Origin of the sequence: Gluconacetobacter takamatsuzukensis (assembly GCF_014174275.1) — a bacterium.
In the GTDB taxonomy this organism is placed as follows: domain Bacteria; phylum Pseudomonadota; class Alphaproteobacteria; order Acetobacterales; family Acetobacteraceae; genus Gluconacetobacter; species Gluconacetobacter takamatsuzukensis.
In genome coordinates, this window is record NZ_JABEQK010000006.1 from 131,405 (window position 1) to 148,096 (window position 16,692).

The window sequence follows — 16,692 nt, forward strand, 5'->3', positions numbered from 1 at the left end:
ATGACAGCCTATGTCGCCCTGCTGCGGGCGGTGAATGTCGGCGGCACCGGCAAACTGCCCATGACGATCCTGGCCGAACTCTGCAATGCGGCCGGACTGTCGCGTGTACAAACCTATATCGCCAGCGGCAACGTCGTCGCCCACAGCGACGCCTCCGAAGACCATGTCCGGACGGCGCTGGAACACCAGATTCACGCCTATTGCGGCAAACGCATCGGCGTCATCGTCCGGACCGCGTCCGAAATCGCGGATGTCGTGGCGCGCAACCCGTTCCGCGACATGCCGGGCAACCGCGTCATGGCGCTGTTCGTCGACACCCCCCTGCCGGCCGATCCGATGGAAGGCGTGACAGGCGCGAAAGACGAACAGATCCGCGTGGGAAAACGCGAATTGTTCGTCTTCTACCCCAACGGCATGGGCACGACCCGCCTGCGCATCCCCAGCGAAAAGACCGGGACCGCCCGCAACATGAACACGGTCGCCAGACTGGCCGAGATAGCCGCCGCCCTCGGATAACAGACCCTATCCGGCACGATCCATTGCACAGGGTCACAGACCGGATCTAAGGTAACCAACCCTCCCGGTGCAAATTTCCCAGTCATGCACACGGAAGATGACGGACAGGGGCGCAAGGCACCGATGGATTCATTGCACGATTGCCCAGTCACCCTGGATATCGGCCGCGTCCTCCATTTCTGGCATCAGGTCGAATTCTTCATCCCGTTCGACCTGCAACAGCAGGTGCTCGAAGCCAGGGACGCCGACTGGTCGGTGCGCAGCTGGCCCCTGCACGACCTGCCGGAGGGACCGGGCATGCTCTGGACCGTCCAGGTGCCCGAAGATCGCCGCCTGACCGGCTTCGATATCTATCTCGGCGTCTTCGACAAATCGGTTCTGACCGAAATCGTGCGCGACGCACTGTCTGGAATCGCGGAATACGACCAGGAAGAACGGACCGATCTCGAAGGCCTGACCTGCATGGCCCGGATCAAGGCCGGCCCGTCCGGCGAAGCGTCGCTGGGCGAGGTCTCGGTCTCCACCACCCCCTGGGCCCTGGGACGCGTGCAGGCAAACGGGCTGGCGGGGCTGGACTTCGCCGCCTTCCAGGACAGTATCGAAATCCTGAAGCAGGAGCTGCTGCAATTCCGCACCGGCGGAACGGTGCCACCCGAAAGCCCGGCGTCCGGCAAGCCAGCCCTGACTGGCGACGACCTCAAGGCCCTGCTGGTCCTCTTCCAGCGCTGGGCCGGCTACGTTCCCCAGACCCGCCAGGCCCGTCATCCCGTCCTGGTGATCCGCGCGAACACCGTCGAATCCCGCAGGCAGAACCCAACCACCCTCGTCCCCCGCGAACCGATACCGGCCGAGGAGGACGAACCCGAGGACGCCGCGGCGGAACCCGAGATCGATATCCTCAACAGCTTCTTCGCGACCGACATCGCCAGGGCCATCCGGTCGCTGAAACAGCAGGAAACCTGCACGGCGCTCCAGGCCTATCTCTCCCCCGTGCCGAAGGAGCGCCGCCTCAATCTCTACAGCGCCGAAGGCCGCGCCCACATCCGCGCCACGCTGGCCCCCGGCCGCCTGCCCGCCGGCCATTGGCCGGACGAGCCCGCCCATTCCATGAGCCTGATGCAGCAATTCGCCATCAACAGCCTGCTGGACCGGCTGGATCTGGGCGGCATCTTCTCGGTCAACGGCCCGCCGGGCACCGGCAAGACCACGCTGCTGCGCGACGTCTTTGCCGAACTCATCACCCGCCGCGCCCGGGTGCTGGCCGGCCTGTCCACACCCCAGGACGCCTTCACGGGGCGGCACCGGGTCGAATTCCGCGACCGAAGTTCTGCGTCCGTCAGCACGTTGCGCGACGACCTGGCGGGTTTCGAGATGGTCGTCGCCTCCTCCAACAACGCCGCCGTCGAAAACCTGTCCCGCGACCTGCCCAAGACGAAGGCGCTTGGAAAAAATGCCTGGCGCGACAGGCATGGCGGCGCCGGAATCGGGTATCTCCAGACCGTCGCCCACAATATCGCGGCCGAAGCGGGCAAGCGTGGCTACAGGGACCTCTCGGGCGAGGACGGCAGGGGCGACGACATCCCATGGGGGCTGATCGCCGCCACACTGGGCAGAAAAGCCAATCGCAGCCGTTTCGCGACCGGGCTGGGCCAGGACGGCAGCTCGAAAGACCCCCGCCCGAAGGGCTTCGACCCGACCCGTCATCAATCCCTGTGGAACTGGCGAAAACGCACCGACCTTCCGACCTTCGCCGCCGCTCGCACGGCATTCATGACCGCCGACCAGGCCGTGACCCGGCGCATCGACGCCATGCAGCGCTTCGCGGCGCTGGAGGTCAGGCTGCGCGGCCAGACGCTGGAAACATTCAGCATCCATCAGGACGCCGCGCACCGGCAGGCGCAGGCTACGGTCGCGTCCGCCCAGGCCGAACTGGACCGCCTCACCCGGGCAATCACCCTCCACACCAGTCAACTGGCGATCCTGGACGAGCAGGAACGGACCATCGCCGCCGACCGCCCGGCCCGCTGGACCCGATGGCTGCACGCCGAACGCGAACGCCGCTGCAAGACCGAGCTGGAACCCGTTCGCGACCAGAAAAAGAGCGAACTGGCCGCCCTGTACCAGGCCCAGGGCAGCCAGCCGACAGCCGAGGCCGCTCTGGTCTCCGCCCGCCTCGACCTCGCGGACCGGGCCACCGCGCTGGCCGACCGCCTGGCGGAATGGCAGGCCCTGCAAGCCGAATGGTCGGCGTTATCGGCAAGCTTCCCGCAGATCCGCTTCCCCGATTCCGATGCGGCCCTGGACGATCCACGCTGGCAGATCGACGGGCTATGGCGTGACGACACGCTGAATCGGCTGCGCTCCCAACTGTTCGCGGCCGCGCTGGGCCTGCACGAGGCCTGGCTGGCCGAGGTGCTGCAACAGAATGGCGGTTTCGGCGGCAATGTCGTCGCGGTCAGCAAATTGCTGTCGGGCACGCGCCTCAGCGACAGCAAGGACGCGCTGGCCATCTGGCAGAGCCTGTTCATGATCGTGCCGGTCGTCTCCAGCACGTTCGCCTCCATCGCGACGCAGTTCCGCGAACTGGGGCCCGAGAGCATCGGCTGGCTGTTCATCGACGAGGCCGGGCAGGCCGTGCCGCAGGCAGCGGTGGGGGCCCTGTGGCGCGCGAAACGGGCCGTGGTCGTGGGCGACCCGATGCAGATCGAACCGGTTTTCACCGTCCCGGTCGGGCTGATCGAAGCCCTGGCCGGCGCGGCCGGGCTGACGGGCGGCGCCAGGGTGGGCCCCCACCAGATCTCGGTCCAGACCCTGGCGGACGGCGCCAACGATCTTGGGGCATGGGTCCCGGACGGCGAGGAAACGCAATGGATCGGCAGCCCCCTGCGGGTACATCGCCGCTGCGTGGACCCGATGTTCACCATCGCCAATGCCATCGCCTACCAAGACAAGATGATCTTCTTCGACCCCGACAACCCGCAGAGCCGCCTGCCGCCGCCGGATACGCTCGATCTGGGACCCAGCGCCTGGGTCGGCCTCGGCGGCATCGCCTGCGACAGGCAGGTGGTGCCCGACCAGGTAACGCTCGCCTGCCAAGCGGTTCAGCTGCTGTACCGCCGTACCGGCAAACTGCCCGACCTCTACGTCATCTCGCCGTTCCGCCGCATCAAGCGGGCCCTGATCGAAAGGATCGCCGACCTGAAGCAATGGCCCCAGGACTGCCATCCGAAAATCGGGGACCTGAAGGATTGGTGCCGCACCCGAATCGGCACGGTCCACACGTTTCAGGGCAAGGAGGAAAGCGTGGTGCTGATGGTCCTGGGCTGCGACGGGAAAAGTGCCGGCGCCGCCCAATGGACCGCCAGCAAGCCCAACCTGCTCAACGTCGCCCTGACCCGCGCCAGACACCGTTTCTTCCTGATCGGGGACGAGGCTCTCTGGGCGGGGCGGCCCAATTTCTCCGCCGCCAGCGGCCAGCTACCCCGCATCACGCCGGCGGTCTTTCTCGAACGCGCGCGGGGCGACGCCCCCGCCCCGTAATCGCCGGTCTCACACGGCGGCGGTCTCACACCGACTGGGCGTTCCGCACCCTCAGCGCCAGCAGCGCCACCAGGTAAACCACCAGCCCACCCACCGAGAGCAGGGCCCCGCCCATGCCAAGCGCGTCGTAGCCAAACCCATGGGCCAGCAGAACGCTGCCCAGCACGGCGCCCAGCGCGTTGGCGATATTGAACGCGGAGTGATTGAGCGACGCGGCCAGGGTCTGCGCGTTCCCGGCAAAATCCATCAGCCGCGTCTGCAATGCCGGCCCCAGCGCGTTGAAGAAAGTCGGCACCAGAAAGACATCGGCCATCAGCCCGATACGGCTGTGCAGGACGAACGGCAGCACCAGCATGGTGGCGATGCTGCCCACCAGCGCGACCAGCACGGCGGCATTCAGGTTACGGTCGACGATCCAGGCCCCGACATTCGCCCCCGCCAGCATGCCGCCGCCCCAGACCACCAGATAGACCATGACCATCCATTCCGGCACCGAAGTCACGTTATGCAGGATGCTGGTCAGGAAGGTGTAGAGCGTGAACATGCCACCGAAGCCGATGGCCGCCGTCAGCAGGGTCAGCAGCACCTGCGCATTGGCAAGCCCCTGCAATTCCCCCAGCGGCGTCACCGCCCGGTCGGCCTTGTCCGCGGGAATATACCGCCACACGCCCAGCAGGGTCACGGCGCCAGCCAGCCCGATCACGGCATAGGCCGCCCGCCAGCCCAGATGATCGGCGGCGAAGGTCGAAAACGGCGCCCCGATCAGGGTCGCGATCGCAATGCCCGACAGAACCCGGCCCACCGCCCAGCCGCGCCGCGCCCGTTCGACCATCGAGGCCCCGATCAGCGCCGAAATCCCGAACAGGGCACCATGCGGCAGACCGGCGATGAAGCGGGCGCCATCTACCAGCGCCGGCGTCGGCATCATGATGCTCAGGAAATTCCCGCCGCAGAAAAAGACGAACAACGCCAGCAGAAGCTCCCGGCGGGACAGGCGCGCGCCCAGGATGGTGAAGAGCGGCGCCCCGACCACTACCCCCAGCGCATAGGCCGTAATGGCATACCCGGCCTCGGCTTCCGATACGTGAAGCGACGCCGCAAACTGCGGCAGCATCCCCATGATCGCGAATTCGCCCGTTCCGACCACGAACGTGCCGAACGTCAGCGTCAGGAAGGCCAGCGCCGCTCCATGCGGCGGCGGGATCCGGGCAATGCCGTGCCCGTCCGGAATCATCTCTGTCGTCATCGGATCAGTCCAGGATACTGCACTATTTTACGAAAAGGATCTTACGAAAGGGCGGCCAGGGCCACCCGGGCAATGGCAATATCGTCTTCGGTGCTGGCACCCGAAACCCCGATGCCGCCGACCACGGCCCCCTTGCCGTCGCGTATGGCCAGCCCGCCGCCGAAACTGGTCAGCCCGCCATTGGTCTGCTCCAGCGAATAGGCCTCTCCCCCGGGGCAGGCGATCATGGCGAAATCCGCACTGTCCATCTGGAACAGCGCGGCGGTCCTGGCCTTCTTGTTGCAGACATCGATGCAGCCCAGAGCGACACCGTCCATGCGCCCGAAGGCAACCGGCCACGCCGCCGCATCCAGAATCGACACGCATACGATAACGCCCCGGCGCTCCGCCTCCGCAATGGCTGCGGAAAGCATCCGGGTTGCAGATGAAAGCTGCATGAAGGCGACCTCTATCCTGTCGGGAAAACCTACCGGCAATGTAATCCAGACCGGCGCGCAGGAAACGGCCCGATCGCACAATTCCGAATTTATCCAATATCGTTGAACTTTTTCGCCGACATCGCAGGTTCGACGCCCGATGCCCCCTGTCCCCCCGCTCAGGCGACAAGGCTCATCATCGTCCAGCTCAGCTCGATCAGCCGCCGCCGGGGGAACGTCCCGGCCGGGCCGGTAATGCTGATACCCGCCTGCACCAGCCCCCCATCCCGCCACGGCACGGCCAGGCAGTTCCATCCCGGCCGCGAGGCCTCGATATCGAGCGCGTATCCCTTGGTCCGGACCTCGCCGACCTGCGACAGGAACGCATCGCTCAGCACCCGTCCCTCCACGGGCGTCATCCTCTTTTCCAGACCGGGAAAAAACGCGAGGAAAACGAGGCCGAGCGCCGATCCTTCCAGCTTCTCCCGCCGCCTGAAATCCCCGGCCTCCAGGCTTCCGCCCGCGATCTCGATCCTGTCCAGATACGCAACCTCGTCGCCGCTCGGCACCGCTAGCAGCACCGTGGCGCCGCACGCAGCGGCAATGGCCTCCAGCACCGGCCGCACCCGGTCGCGCAGGATGGCGTCATCCCCGGCCATGCGCGCGATATTCAGGATCCGGTTGCCCAGGTGATAGCGCATATCCCCCGGCACGCGCTGCACATAGCCCAGCCGGTCGAGCGTTTTCAGGATATTGTGGACGGTCGTCTTGCCGATCCGCATCTGCTCGTGGATCGTCCGCAGATGCGCCCGCCCGCCTTCCTGGGCGATAATCTCCAATATCGCGGCGGCACGCTCGACGGACTGGATCACGCTCGCCCCCCGGTATCCGTCCCGTTCAGTGGCCGATATCGGGCAGCGGGTCGTCCGCCTCGTCCATCAGCGACAGGTCCGGCGCGGCCACGGCGCTGCGCACCCCCCACATGCAGAACAGCAGCGAGACCGCCGCCACCACGATCAGGTCCCAGCCATAGGGAATCCACCCATGCCCGCCGAATTGCGGGCTGCCGGCATAGGACAGCACCGCGATCGTGGGCAGATAGACCATGAACCAGATGGCATGCCGCGCCGCCGCGCGATGCTGCGCCCAGCTATCCTGCCGCCGGCACCAGAGGTAAAGCGGCAGCAGCAGCAGCATCAGCAGGATAATGTCCCCGCTCAGCGGCCAGCGCGCCCAATAGAGCAGCAGTGACGAGAACATGAAGGCCAGCGCCCCGGTCACCTGCATCACCGGCACCCGCACCGGGCGCGGCCGGTCCGCCAGCGTGCGCCGCAGCGCCAGCGCCGAGATCGGCAGCATCAGGTACGAAATCACGGTACAGACCGAAATCACCGCCGCCAGGATGCCCCACCCGCGAAAGCAGAACAGGAAGATATAGGCCGCGCCCAGATTGAACCACAGCGCCGGGCGCGGCACCCCGTATTCCGGATGGATCGCCCCCAGCAGGTCGGGCAGCGTGCCATTGCGCTGCATGCCCAGCGTCATGCGCGTGCTGGACGCCAGATGGGTCGCCCCCGCCCCGCTGGGTGCCAAGAAGGCGTCGAAATACAGCAGCATCGCCACCCAGTTGAGGTTGAAGGCAATGGCCAGCTGCGCGAAGGGCGAGGAAAAGGACAGCGCCGCCCACCCCCCGGCGCCCGGCCGCACCGCACCCAGATAGGCGCATTGCAGCAGCAGGTAGATCACGGTCGCCGTCGCCACCGACCCGATCACGGCAAACGGAATGCTGCGCCCCGGATTGCGCGCCTCGCCGGCCAGGTTCAGCGGGCTCTGGAACCCGTTGAAGGCGAAGACGATGCCCGAGGTCGCCACCGCCGTCAGCACGCCCGACAGCCCGTAGGGCATGAATCCCCCCGTCTCCGCGCCGGTCAGGTTGCCTCCGTGGAAGCTGCTGGCCATCAGCAGCACCGCCGTCGTCGCCGGCACGATCAGCTTGAAGACCGTGATGGCGGAATTGAACCGGGCGAAGAACCGCACGCCCCAGAAATTGAGCAGGAAATAGACCACCACCAGCACGGCGGCGGCCGCCAGCCCGCTCGGCGACAGCACCCCGTCATGATACATCGCCCGGGCCCACGGAAACGGCCAGGAACTCATATACTGCACCGACGCTTCCGCCTCGACCGGCACCACGCTGACGATCGAAAGCCAGTTCGCCCCGGCGGCCATGAAGCCGACCAGCGGCCCGTGCGTCAGGTTGGCATAGCGGACCATGCCCCCCGCCACGGGAAACATGCCGCCCAGCTCGGTCGCCATCGCGGCGATGACCAGCGCGATGAACGCCCCCAGCAGCCAGGCCAGGATGGCGGCCGGCCCGGCGGTGGAAGCCGCCCGTTCGGCACCGAACAGCCACCCCGACCCGATCATGGCGCTCAGCCCCGTAAACATCAGTTGCCAGGGGCCAAGGGCACGATTCAGGCGGGACGACACGTCAGGGACACTCCGGAACGATGGGGCGGGCGAGCGAATCGCCCAGGATCCGCCCAACCAACCTCGTTCCGCGCCCGGATGCAACAGGCCCCGTTCAGCCCGCGCGCATCGTCCGCGCCGCCGCCACCATGCTGGCGATCGCCGGCCGCACCTCGGGCCATTTGCGGGTCTTCAGGCCGCAATCCGGATTCACCCAGATCTGCCGCGCATCCAGCCGCAGGGCGGCGGCCCTCAGCAGCGCCACCATCTCCTCTACCGACGGCTCGCGCGGCGAATGGATGTCATAGACGCCGGGCCCGATCTCCGCCGGATAGCGATGGCCCACAAAGGCATCCAGCAGCTCCATCTTCGACCGCGCGGTCTCGATCGAGATGACATCAGCATCCATCGCCGCGATGGCGGCGATGATGTCGTTGAACTCGGAATAGCACATGTGGGTATGGATCTGCGTCACGTCGGCCACGCCCGAGGACGCGATGCGGAAGCACGCCACAGCCCAGTCCAGATAGGCCTGCCAGTCATGCCGCCGCAGCGGCAGCCCCTCGCGCAGCGCGGCCTCGTCGATCTGGATCACCGCCGCCCCCGCGCGCTCCAGGTCCACCACCTCGTCCCGGATGGCATAGGCGATCTGGCGGCAGGTGGCCTCGCGCGGCTGGTCGTCGCGCACGAACGACCAGTTCAGGATCGTGACCGGCCCGGTCAGCATCCCCTTCATCGGCCGCGCCGTCAGCGACTGGGCATAATCCCACCATCCCACGGTCATCGGCGCGGGCCGCGCGACATCGCCATAGATGATCGGCGGCCGCACGCAGCGCGACCCATAGGACTGCACCCAGCCATGCCGGGTGAACACGAATCCCGACAGGCGCTCGCCGAAATACTGCACCATGTCGTTGCGTTCGAACTCGCCATGCACCAGCACGTCCAGCCCCGCCTCCTCCTGCCAGCGGATCGCGGCGGCGATCTCCTCCTTCAGGAACGCCTCGTACGCCTCATCGGCCAGCGCACCCTTTGCCTGCGCGGCACGCGCCTGCCGCACCTCCTGCGTCTGCGGGAAAGAGCCGATGGTCGTGGTCGGGAACGGCGGCAGCCCCAGCGCCTCGCGCTGCGCGGCCTGCCGCACCGGGAACGGCGTCGCACGCCCCTCCTGCCCGACGCCCTCCGCAACCCGCGCCCGAACCGCCGGATTGTTGATGCGCGGCGAGGTCCGGCGCGACGCCACGGCGGCCGAGGCCGCATCCAGCTCCCCGCGCACCGTCTCCGCGCCCGCGTTCAGCGCCCGGGCCAGAATCGCCAGTTCCCCGATCTTCTGCACCGCAAAGGCCAGCCAGGAGCGCACATCCTCCTCCAGCGCGGTCTCGCGATCCAGATCCAGCGGGCTGTGCAGCAGCGAGCAGGACGGCGCCAACTGAAGCGTGCGGCCCGAACGCACCGCCGGCGCGATCGCGGCCAGGATCGCGTTCAGGTCCGCCCGCCACACATTCCGTCCGTCGATCACCCCCAGCGACAGCACCAGGTCGGCCCGCGCGCCATCCAGCACCGGCTGCAACTGCCCGGGCGCCCGCACCAGGTCGATATGCAGCCCGTCCACCGGCAACGCCAGCGCGGTCGCCAGATTGTCGCCCAGCGCGCCGAAATAGGTCGCCAGCATCAGGCGCGTACCGTCCAGCGCCGCATGCAGCCGGGCATAGGCCTCCCCATAGGCGGCGCGCGCCGCATCGCCCAGGTCCAGCACCAGGCACGGCTCGTCGATCTGCACCCAGTCCGCGCCCGCATCCGCCAGCGCGCGCAGCACGGCGACATAGACCGGCAGCAGGCGTGGCAGCAGCGTCAGCGGATCGAAATCGCCGCCCCGCGCCTTGCCCAGCAGCAGGTAGCTGACCGGCCCCAGCAGCACCGGCCGGGTCTCGATCCCCTGCGCGCGGGCCTCGTTATATTCGTCGACCGGCTTGGTCGAAGACAGGCGGAACACCTGGTCAGCGGAAAATTCGGGCACCAGATAATGGTAGTTGGTGTCGAACCATTTGGTCATTTCCGCCGCCGGCACCCCGCCCGCCGCATGTGATGCATGTGACGCATGACCATGGGCGCACGCCGATTCGCCCTGCGTCCCGCGCGCCATGGCAAAATAGGTCGCACTGTCGACCGCCCCGCCGCTCCAGCCATAGGCCGGCGGAATCGCCCCCACCATCGCGCTGGTATCCAGCACATGGTCATAGAGCGAGAAATCGTTGGACGGGATCACATCCGCCCCCCGGTCGCGCTGCCAGGCCCAGTTGGCGGCGCGCAGCCGCGCGGCGGTGGCCAGCAGCGATTCGGCACTGCTCCGCCCGGCCCAATACGCTTCCAGTTCGGTCTTCAGTTCGCGCCGGGGGCCGATTCGGGGAAATCCCAGGGTCGCAACGGTAACGCTCATGACTGCCTCGTCAGGTTGGGCGGTCCGTCGGGACAGGTGCGCGCGAACACTCACGCCGACCCAGTGGCCGGCGCGGCATCGTCCACGCCCCATCCGGACACCCCGCCGGAAGATCTTCTGCGGCCATGGCAGGTCTCCTGGCTCGCGGGTTCGCGCATCGCCGGTCCGGCCTTCCCGGGGCGCGAAACCCCAGTGACACGAATGGACCTATGCTCGCCGCTTACAGTTGCGGGGGCAGCGCCGGCATCGCACCGGCTTCCCTCTTCGCCGCACCCAGGGGGCGCGGAACCATGACGTGCCGGATTAAGACGCTCGCCCCGGACATGAGTCAATATAATTTGCACATATAAGGATATCGTTATATAACACCTCCATGCCGCAACCTCTCCTCCTGTTCCAGGCCCTTGCCGACCCGACACGCCTGCGCATCCTGGCGCTGCTGCGGGCCATGGAACTCTCGATCGGCGAAATCGCGCAGGTGCTGGGCCAGAGCCAGCCCCGCGTCTCGCGCCATGTGAAGATCCTGGTCAGCGCCGGCCTGGCAGGCCGCCGCAAGGAAGGCAGCTGGGTCTTCCTCACCCTGGGCACGCCCGACATCGTGGCCCCGGTCCTGCGGACGATCGATTGCTGGTGCCCCGAAGGCGACGGCGAACAGCAGGCCGATCTCGCCCGGCTCAAGGCGGTGCGTGCCGTCCGCGCCACGGCCGCCGAGGATTATTTCGAAACCCACGCCGCCAACTGGGACGCCCTGCGCTCGCTCCACGTGGCCGAACGCGATGTCGAGGCCGCCATCGCTCGCCTGCTGGCCCCCGAGCCGATCGGGCGCATGGTCGATATCGGCACCGGCACCGGCCGGATGATGGAATTGCTGGGCCGACAGGCCGACAGCGCCATCGGCTTCGACCGCAGTCCCGCGATGCTGCGCCTGGCGCGCACCAAGCTGGCCCAGGCCGGGCTGGCGCAGCCCGGATCGGACAATGCCGAACTCCGGCAGGGCGACATGTATGCCCTGCCCCTGCCCGACGGCGCGGCCGATTTCGCGATCATGCACCAGGTCCTGCACTACGCGCAGCACCCCGCCGCCGCGATAGCCGAGGCCGCGCGCGTGCTGGCACCGGGCGGCCGGCTGCTGATCGTCGATTTCGCGCCCCACGACCGCGAGGACCTCCGCGAGCGCGACGCCCATGTCCGCCTGGGCTTCACCGACCGCCAGATGGCGGAATGGTTCGCCGCCGCCGGCCTGTCCAGCACGCCGCCGGTCCATCTGGACGGCGAGCTGACCGTCAAATTGTGGCTGGGCCGCCGTACGGCCGCACCGGCCGCCTGACCCGCCTTTTCCCTTTCCCCGCCTCCAAGGAACCGGCCATATGTCCCTGCCCCAGCCCCCCGGCCCCGGGCTCTCGTTCGAATTCTTCCCGCCCAAGACGCCGAAGATGGCCGAGGCCCTGCGGCAGACCGCCTCGGTCCTGGCGCCGCTCCGCCCGCGCTTCATCTCCGTCACCTACGGCGCCGGCGGCTCCACCCGCGACCGCACGCTGCAAACGGTCGCCGAACTGGTGCGCGACACCGATGTGCCGGTCGCGGGCCACCTCACCTGCGTCGATGCCACCCGCGCCGAGGTCGATGCCGTCGCCCGCGCCTATTGGAATGCCGGCGTGCGGCATATCGTGGCGCTGCGGGGCGACCCGTCCGAACCCGGTACCCCTTTCGTCCCGCATCCCGACGGCTATGCCGGGGCGATCGAACTGGTCGCGGGCCTGCGCCGCATCGCGCCGTTCGAAATTTCGGTCGCCGCCTATCCCGAAACCCACCCCGCCGCCCTCAGCCCCGCCGCCGACCTGGACCATCTCAAGGCCAAGATCGACGCCGGCGCCACCCGCGCCATCACCCAGTTCTTCTTCGAGGCCGAAACCTTCCTGCGCTTCCGCGACCGCGCCGCCGCCGCCGGCATCGCGACCGAGATCGTGCCCGGCATCCTGCCGATCGGAAACATCGCCCAGGCTTACCGCTTCGCGGACATGTGCGGCGCCCGCGTGCCGGACTGGATGCGCCGCCTGTTCGACGGGCTGGACGACCATCCCGGCGCCCGCGCCATGGTCACCACCGCCGTCACGGCCCAGCTCTGCCGCCGGCTGCGCGACAACGGCGTGACGGACCTGCACGTCTACACGCTCAACCGCCCCGATGCCGCGCTGGCCCTCCACCGCCTGCTGGCCACCGACGCGGCCCCCTGACCCCGACCAGCCGCTATGCCGCCTTGGCGCGACACACCAGTTCGTCACCCGTCGCCCATTCGGCATCCGGCGTCTTGCGCACCTGCCAGGTCACGGAAAAGCCGGATGGCGCAAGCAGCGTGTAGACAAAGCGGTTGAAGCGATAGGGCGCGCCTTCCCCCGCATCGTCCGACGTCATGACCAGCGACCCGTCATGCCAGCCATCCTGGCTGGAATAGACCGCCGCACCGGCATTATTGGCATCGAACAGCACGTCGCGCCGCCGCTGGGGGTCGAACCCCAGCAGGTACAGCGCGGCATAGCCGGTCGCGGGTTCCACATCCGTCTCCCCCAATTGCAGCCACGCCCCGCCCAGGATCACGCTGCCGGTATAAAGCGAGCGATGAACCCGCCCCGAATGAAAACGCCCGGAACATTGCCACGACCCGACCAGCCGCGCCGCCTCGGCAGGCACCCCGCGCGCGGACCCGGCAGCCAAAGCGCCGCCCCGAGCCCACGCCATGCCGAACAGCGCGAGACATACCGCAACCACGACGCGCCGACGCCGCCTTCCAGCCACCCGTTTTTCCATCCCATCCCCCATCCAGGGCCGCCGCACCGGCTGCCGGCCTTCATCATGCGTCCCCCCGTCCACACCCTCAATCCGTTCGATGACGTCCCGATCCCGGGGGCCGGCAGAACCGTGAAGCGGGATTCGCGCAACATGGCCGGTGCCCCGCGCCGACGATCCTGCCGGCTGCGGACATCGCCGGGCTCCCTCACCATGCCCGGGCCGGACCGGCAGCACATCCGCCGAAACCGCGTAACCGACGAACATCAGGGGAAAAATCGCAGCCGACCGGCAACCGGAACAACCGCCGCGCGATTGAGTCCATGGCTCCATCCTCCCTCCTGCAAGGCGTCTTCCATGACCGACCTTTCGTCGCCGCGCCACCCGCTCCGCCTCTCCGCCGCCCTCTGCCTGGTCCTTCTCCCGCTGGCCGCATGCAGTTCCGCCAGCGGCGACGGCGACGACCATCCGCCCCGCGATCACAAGGTCATCGTCGTGCCGCGCGGCACCGATGTCGTCTGCCCGGACGGCAACCATCCGCCATGCCCCTGAACGCCCTCATGGCGCCGGCGGGCGGCACAGCCTGCCCGCCGCACGCGCACCCCGCGCCATGACCTGCCCTGCGAACACCACCCCGCCGTCCGAAACCGGCAGCCCCGCCTGCCCCAGCGCCTGCGCCACCCATCCGTTGCAGGTATGGAACAGCGTGTACCGGCTGCGCGCGGCATAGAACAGGCTTTCCGGCCCATGGCCGACCGCCACCAGGCGGGGCCGGCCATCGCGCCCCATCTCCAAATCGTCCCCGATAAAGGCCGAAAGGCGCTCGGCCTCCTCATGGCACATCGGCAGCACCACCACATCATCCGGGTCATAGGCCCGGTCGGGCGTGGTGGTCATGGCAAACACCTGCACCACCGCCGGGCCGGGAAACGGCCCGATCAGATATTCCTCCACGCTGCTGGCCGGCGCCGTGAAGAACGTCTTCTTGCCGTAACCGAACAGAACGGTCTGCGCGCCGGGAAAGATCGCGCGATAAATCGCCAGCTTCCCCGACAGCGCGGCCACCGGCACCCCGATTTCGGTATGCCACCCCCGGTCGACCAGATAGATCATCGTCCTGTCCCCGGGCATGTCCCCGGCCGGGCAGGCCGGCGGCCGGTGGCCGTCGGCACAGCAGGCCAGCAGCACCCCCAAGGCAGGCAGCAACGCCAGGCGCGGCAGCCGCGATAACGGCAGCCATCCACCCGTCATCCACATCGCCGGACGCCCCGCCGGGCACGAACGGAGCCCCCCGGGTCGCGGCAGCCCGTCCGAAATCTTCCCCGCGTGGCAGCACATGCAGGACCTCGTCACAACCGGCAGGAAAATGGGGCACACCCCACGATAGACAACCGGCCCCCCGGCTTCCAGCCACCCCACGCGCCACGGCGGCACACCGTCTTTTTACTTTTTACATCGGACCATGTCCGCCCCGACCCGCGCGGCGCGCCCCATCCCCGGCGCGACCGGAAAGAACCATGCCGCATCACACGGGATCGCACGCACTCCCGCGACGGCCGGCCGCCGCATTTCCCGCCGGGCAGCCTATCAGCCCATGGAACATGAACCGGCCATGCATTAAGAATTGCGTGGAATCAGATACCAGGAGCACAGGACGGCGTGAGCGCGAGGCAGAAGACCACCGGTCCCACCAGGACGCATGATGATCCCCCAGGCCGCCCGGTCAGGCGCGGCCGCGCCCCGGCGCCGTCAGCGGCCGAAGCCCCCAACCTGGAACGCCGTCAGGAAATCCTGGAAATCGCGGCCAAGCTGTTCGCCGAATACGGCTACAAGGCCACATCCATCCGCGAAATCGCCGAACGGGCCGGCATGATGGGCGGGTCGCTCTACTACCATATCCGCTCGAAAGAGGCCCTGTTCATCGAAATCCACGACCGGGCGCTGGATGCGGCGGCGCGGCGGGTCCGCACCGCCATGGCCCCGCACACCGCGCCATGGGCAAGGCTCGAGGCCGCATGTACCGAGATGCTGGAAATCCAGCTCAATCCCGGGTCGCTCACCCTGCCGATCATGAACAATTTCCGCTCGGTGCCCGAGGAGGTGAAAACCATCCTGGTCCGCAAGCGCGACCAGTTCGAAACCATCTTCCGCGACATCGTCGACGCCCTGCCCCTTCCGCCCGGGATGGACCGCCAGATCTACCGCATCCTGCTGCTGCGCCTGCTCAACACGGCGGACACCTGGTACCACGAGGGCCGCATGTCCCGCACCGAAATCGCGGCCCAGATCCTCACGATCTTCCGCCACGAAGGCCCGGCCGCAACAGGCGCCAGGGGCAGCAAGGGCAGGACGAAGAGCACACCAAAGGAAAAAGAGGAAAAACCCCCGGCCCCGGCCCGCAAGCGCCGCGTGGCGGCATAGGGCCGGAAGCTCAGCCCGCCCCCAGCCGGCGCGACAGGTCGGCGGCGGCCTCCACCAGCGTCCCCCCCAGCGTCGCGATCATGTCCGGCGTCGCCTCGCTGCGCGTCAGCGACAGCGCCAGCGCCGCCACGGCCTGCCCGGTATGGTCGCCGACCGTGGCCCCCAGGCAGAACAGCCCCTCGCGAATCTGCCCGTCATCGATCGAAAATCCCCGCCGCCGCGTCTCCACCAGTTCCCGCCGCAGATCGGGCAGCGACGCGATGCTGTAGCGCGTCAGCGGCGCCGGAAATCCCTGCGCGAACAGCCCGTCCAGCTCCCCGTCCGGCCGCGCCGCCAGCAGGGCCTTGCCCGTCGCGGTAAATGGCGCGGGCAGACGCATCCCGATGCGAAAGGCCACATCCAGCGGCCGGTTGGCATCCGAACAGGCGATATAGACGACCTCGCGCCCGTCCAGGACCGTCATCGTCACGGTAAACCGTTCGAATCGTCGCGATTGGGCAACGGAATGCCGAAAGACCGACACCAGGTCGGTCCGGGCGAGAAAATCCCCGGCCCAGAGCAACGGGTGCGGCCCGGTCCGCAGCGTCCCGTCGGCCGCGCGCGCCAGCAGCCCCAGCTCCTCCATCGCCTGCACCAGCCCATGGGCCGTGCTCTTGGGCAACCCCAGCGCGCGCGCCAGCCCCGAGAGCGTCGGCGCCGCGGACGACGCCGAAACATGGTCGAGAATCGCCACCGCCCGGCGCAAGGCAGGCACATGGGCCCCACCCGGCCTGACCGGCGCAGGCCTGATCCGATCGTGAGCCCCCACCCGCCTCTCCCGCCTTGACCGCAGGCGCACGATGCTCCCACAGTTCATCATGATG

Annotated in this window: 14 protein-coding genes and 1 riboswitch; of the genes, 6 read left to right on the forward strand and 8 right to left on the reverse strand. The window is 68.2% G+C overall.

Annotated elements, in window-relative coordinates; genetic code table 11:
- Both HLH27_RS09555 and HLH27_RS09560 read left to right on the forward strand, forming a co-directional pair.
- The gene (locus HLH27_RS09555; protein ID WP_182949792.1) at positions 1 to 516 is read left to right on the forward strand and encodes a DUF1697 domain-containing protein; all 516 of its coding nucleotides are present in this window, start codon (positions 1 to 3) and stop codon (positions 514 to 516) included.
- Between the two features lie 123 nt (positions 517 to 639).
- Positions 640 to 4,056 carry a DEAD/DEAH box helicase gene (locus tag HLH27_RS09560; protein WP_182949793.1) on the forward strand — a complete coding sequence of 1,139 codons (3,417 nt, stop codon included), beginning with the start codon at positions 640 to 642 and terminating at the stop codon, positions 4,054 to 4,056.
- 25 nt (positions 4,057 to 4,081) lie between these two features.
- On the opposite strand, the gene HLH27_RS09565 is transcribed toward HLH27_RS09560, so the two are convergent.
- The 5 genes from HLH27_RS09565 to metE form a co-directional block, all read right to left on the reverse strand.
- Entirely contained in the window at positions 4,082 to 5,302 is a 1,221-nt protein-coding gene (locus HLH27_RS09565; RefSeq protein WP_182949794.1) for an MFS transporter, read from the reverse strand.
- A gap of 41 nt (positions 5,303 to 5,343) precedes the next feature.
- Positions 5,344 to 5,739 carry a GlcG/HbpS family heme-binding protein gene (locus HLH27_RS09570; RefSeq protein WP_182949795.1) on the reverse strand — a complete coding sequence of 132 codons (396 nt, stop codon included), beginning with the start codon at positions 5,737 to 5,739 and terminating at the stop codon, positions 5,344 to 5,346.
- A gap of 158 nt (positions 5,740 to 5,897) precedes the next feature.
- Entirely contained in the window at positions 5,898 to 6,590 is a 693-nt protein-coding gene (locus tag HLH27_RS17290; RefSeq protein WP_338029876.1) for an IclR family transcriptional regulator, read from the reverse strand.
- A gap of 25 nt (positions 6,591 to 6,615) precedes the next feature.
- The gene (locus tag HLH27_RS09580) at positions 6,616 to 8,208 is read right to left on the reverse strand and encodes an amino acid permease (RefSeq protein ID WP_182949796.1); all 1,593 of its coding nucleotides are present in this window, start codon (positions 8,206 to 8,208) and stop codon (positions 6,616 to 6,618) included.
- Between the two features lie 94 nt (positions 8,209 to 8,302).
- Complete coding sequence (gene metE, locus HLH27_RS09585) at positions 8,303 to 10,624, reverse strand: 5-methyltetrahydropteroyltriglutamate--homocysteine S-methyltransferase (RefSeq protein ID WP_182949797.1); 2,322 nt, start codon at positions 10,622 to 10,624, stop codon at positions 8,303 to 8,305.
- Between the two features lie 110 nt (positions 10,625 to 10,734).
- A riboswitch (cobalamin riboswitch) is annotated at positions 10,735 to 10,932 on the reverse strand.
- Between the two features lie 65 nt (positions 10,933 to 10,997).
- Between metE and HLH27_RS09590 the strand changes: the two genes are divergently transcribed.
- Together HLH27_RS09590 and metF are read left to right on the forward strand one after the other, a co-directional pair.
- Positions 10,998 to 11,951, forward strand: coding sequence for an ArsR/SmtB family transcription factor (locus tag HLH27_RS09590; RefSeq protein ID WP_182949798.1), 954 nt, complete (start codon positions 10,998 to 11,000; stop codon positions 11,949 to 11,951).
- Between the two features lie 40 nt (positions 11,952 to 11,991).
- Positions 11,992 to 12,858, forward strand: a complete 867-nt coding sequence (metF, locus tag HLH27_RS09595) for a methylenetetrahydrofolate reductase [NAD(P)H] (protein ID WP_182949799.1) — start codon at positions 11,992 to 11,994, stop codon at positions 12,856 to 12,858.
- A 13-nt stretch (positions 12,859 to 12,871) separates the two neighbouring features.
- Here the strand turns inward: metF and HLH27_RS09600 are convergent, their stop codons facing one another.
- Positions 12,872 to 13,336 (reverse strand): hypothetical protein, encoded by a 465-nt coding sequence (locus tag HLH27_RS09600; RefSeq protein ID WP_182949800.1) that lies wholly within the window; start codon positions 13,334 to 13,336, stop codon positions 12,872 to 12,874.
- Positions 13,337 to 13,765: 429 nt separating this feature from the next.
- Between HLH27_RS09600 and HLH27_RS09605 the strand changes: the two genes are divergently transcribed.
- The gene (locus HLH27_RS09605) at positions 13,766 to 13,960 is read left to right on the forward strand and encodes a hypothetical protein (protein ID WP_182949892.1); all 195 of its coding nucleotides are present in this window, start codon (positions 13,766 to 13,768) and stop codon (positions 13,958 to 13,960) included.
- A 6-nt stretch (positions 13,961 to 13,966) separates the two neighbouring features.
- On the opposite strand, the gene HLH27_RS09610 is transcribed toward HLH27_RS09605, so the two are convergent.
- A complete protein-coding gene (locus tag HLH27_RS09610) occupies positions 13,967 to 14,659 on the reverse strand; it encodes a DUF2459 domain-containing protein (RefSeq protein ID WP_182949801.1) in 693 nt (230 codons plus the stop codon).
- Between the two features lie 408 nt (positions 14,660 to 15,067).
- On the opposite strand from HLH27_RS09610, the gene HLH27_RS09615 reads away from it, so the two are divergent.
- Positions 15,068 to 15,829 carry a TetR/AcrR family transcriptional regulator gene (locus HLH27_RS09615; protein ID WP_338029877.1) on the forward strand — a complete coding sequence of 254 codons (762 nt, stop codon included), beginning with the start codon at positions 15,068 to 15,070 and terminating at the stop codon, positions 15,827 to 15,829.
- Positions 15,830 to 15,839: 10 nt separating this feature from the next.
- On the opposite strand, the gene HLH27_RS09620 is transcribed toward HLH27_RS09615, so the two are convergent.
- Positions 15,840 to 16,583 carry an IclR family transcriptional regulator gene (locus HLH27_RS09620; protein ID WP_220790357.1) on the reverse strand — a complete coding sequence of 248 codons (744 nt, stop codon included), beginning with the start codon at positions 16,581 to 16,583 and terminating at the stop codon, positions 15,840 to 15,842.
- Between the last annotated feature and the right edge of the window lie 109 nt (positions 16,584 to 16,692).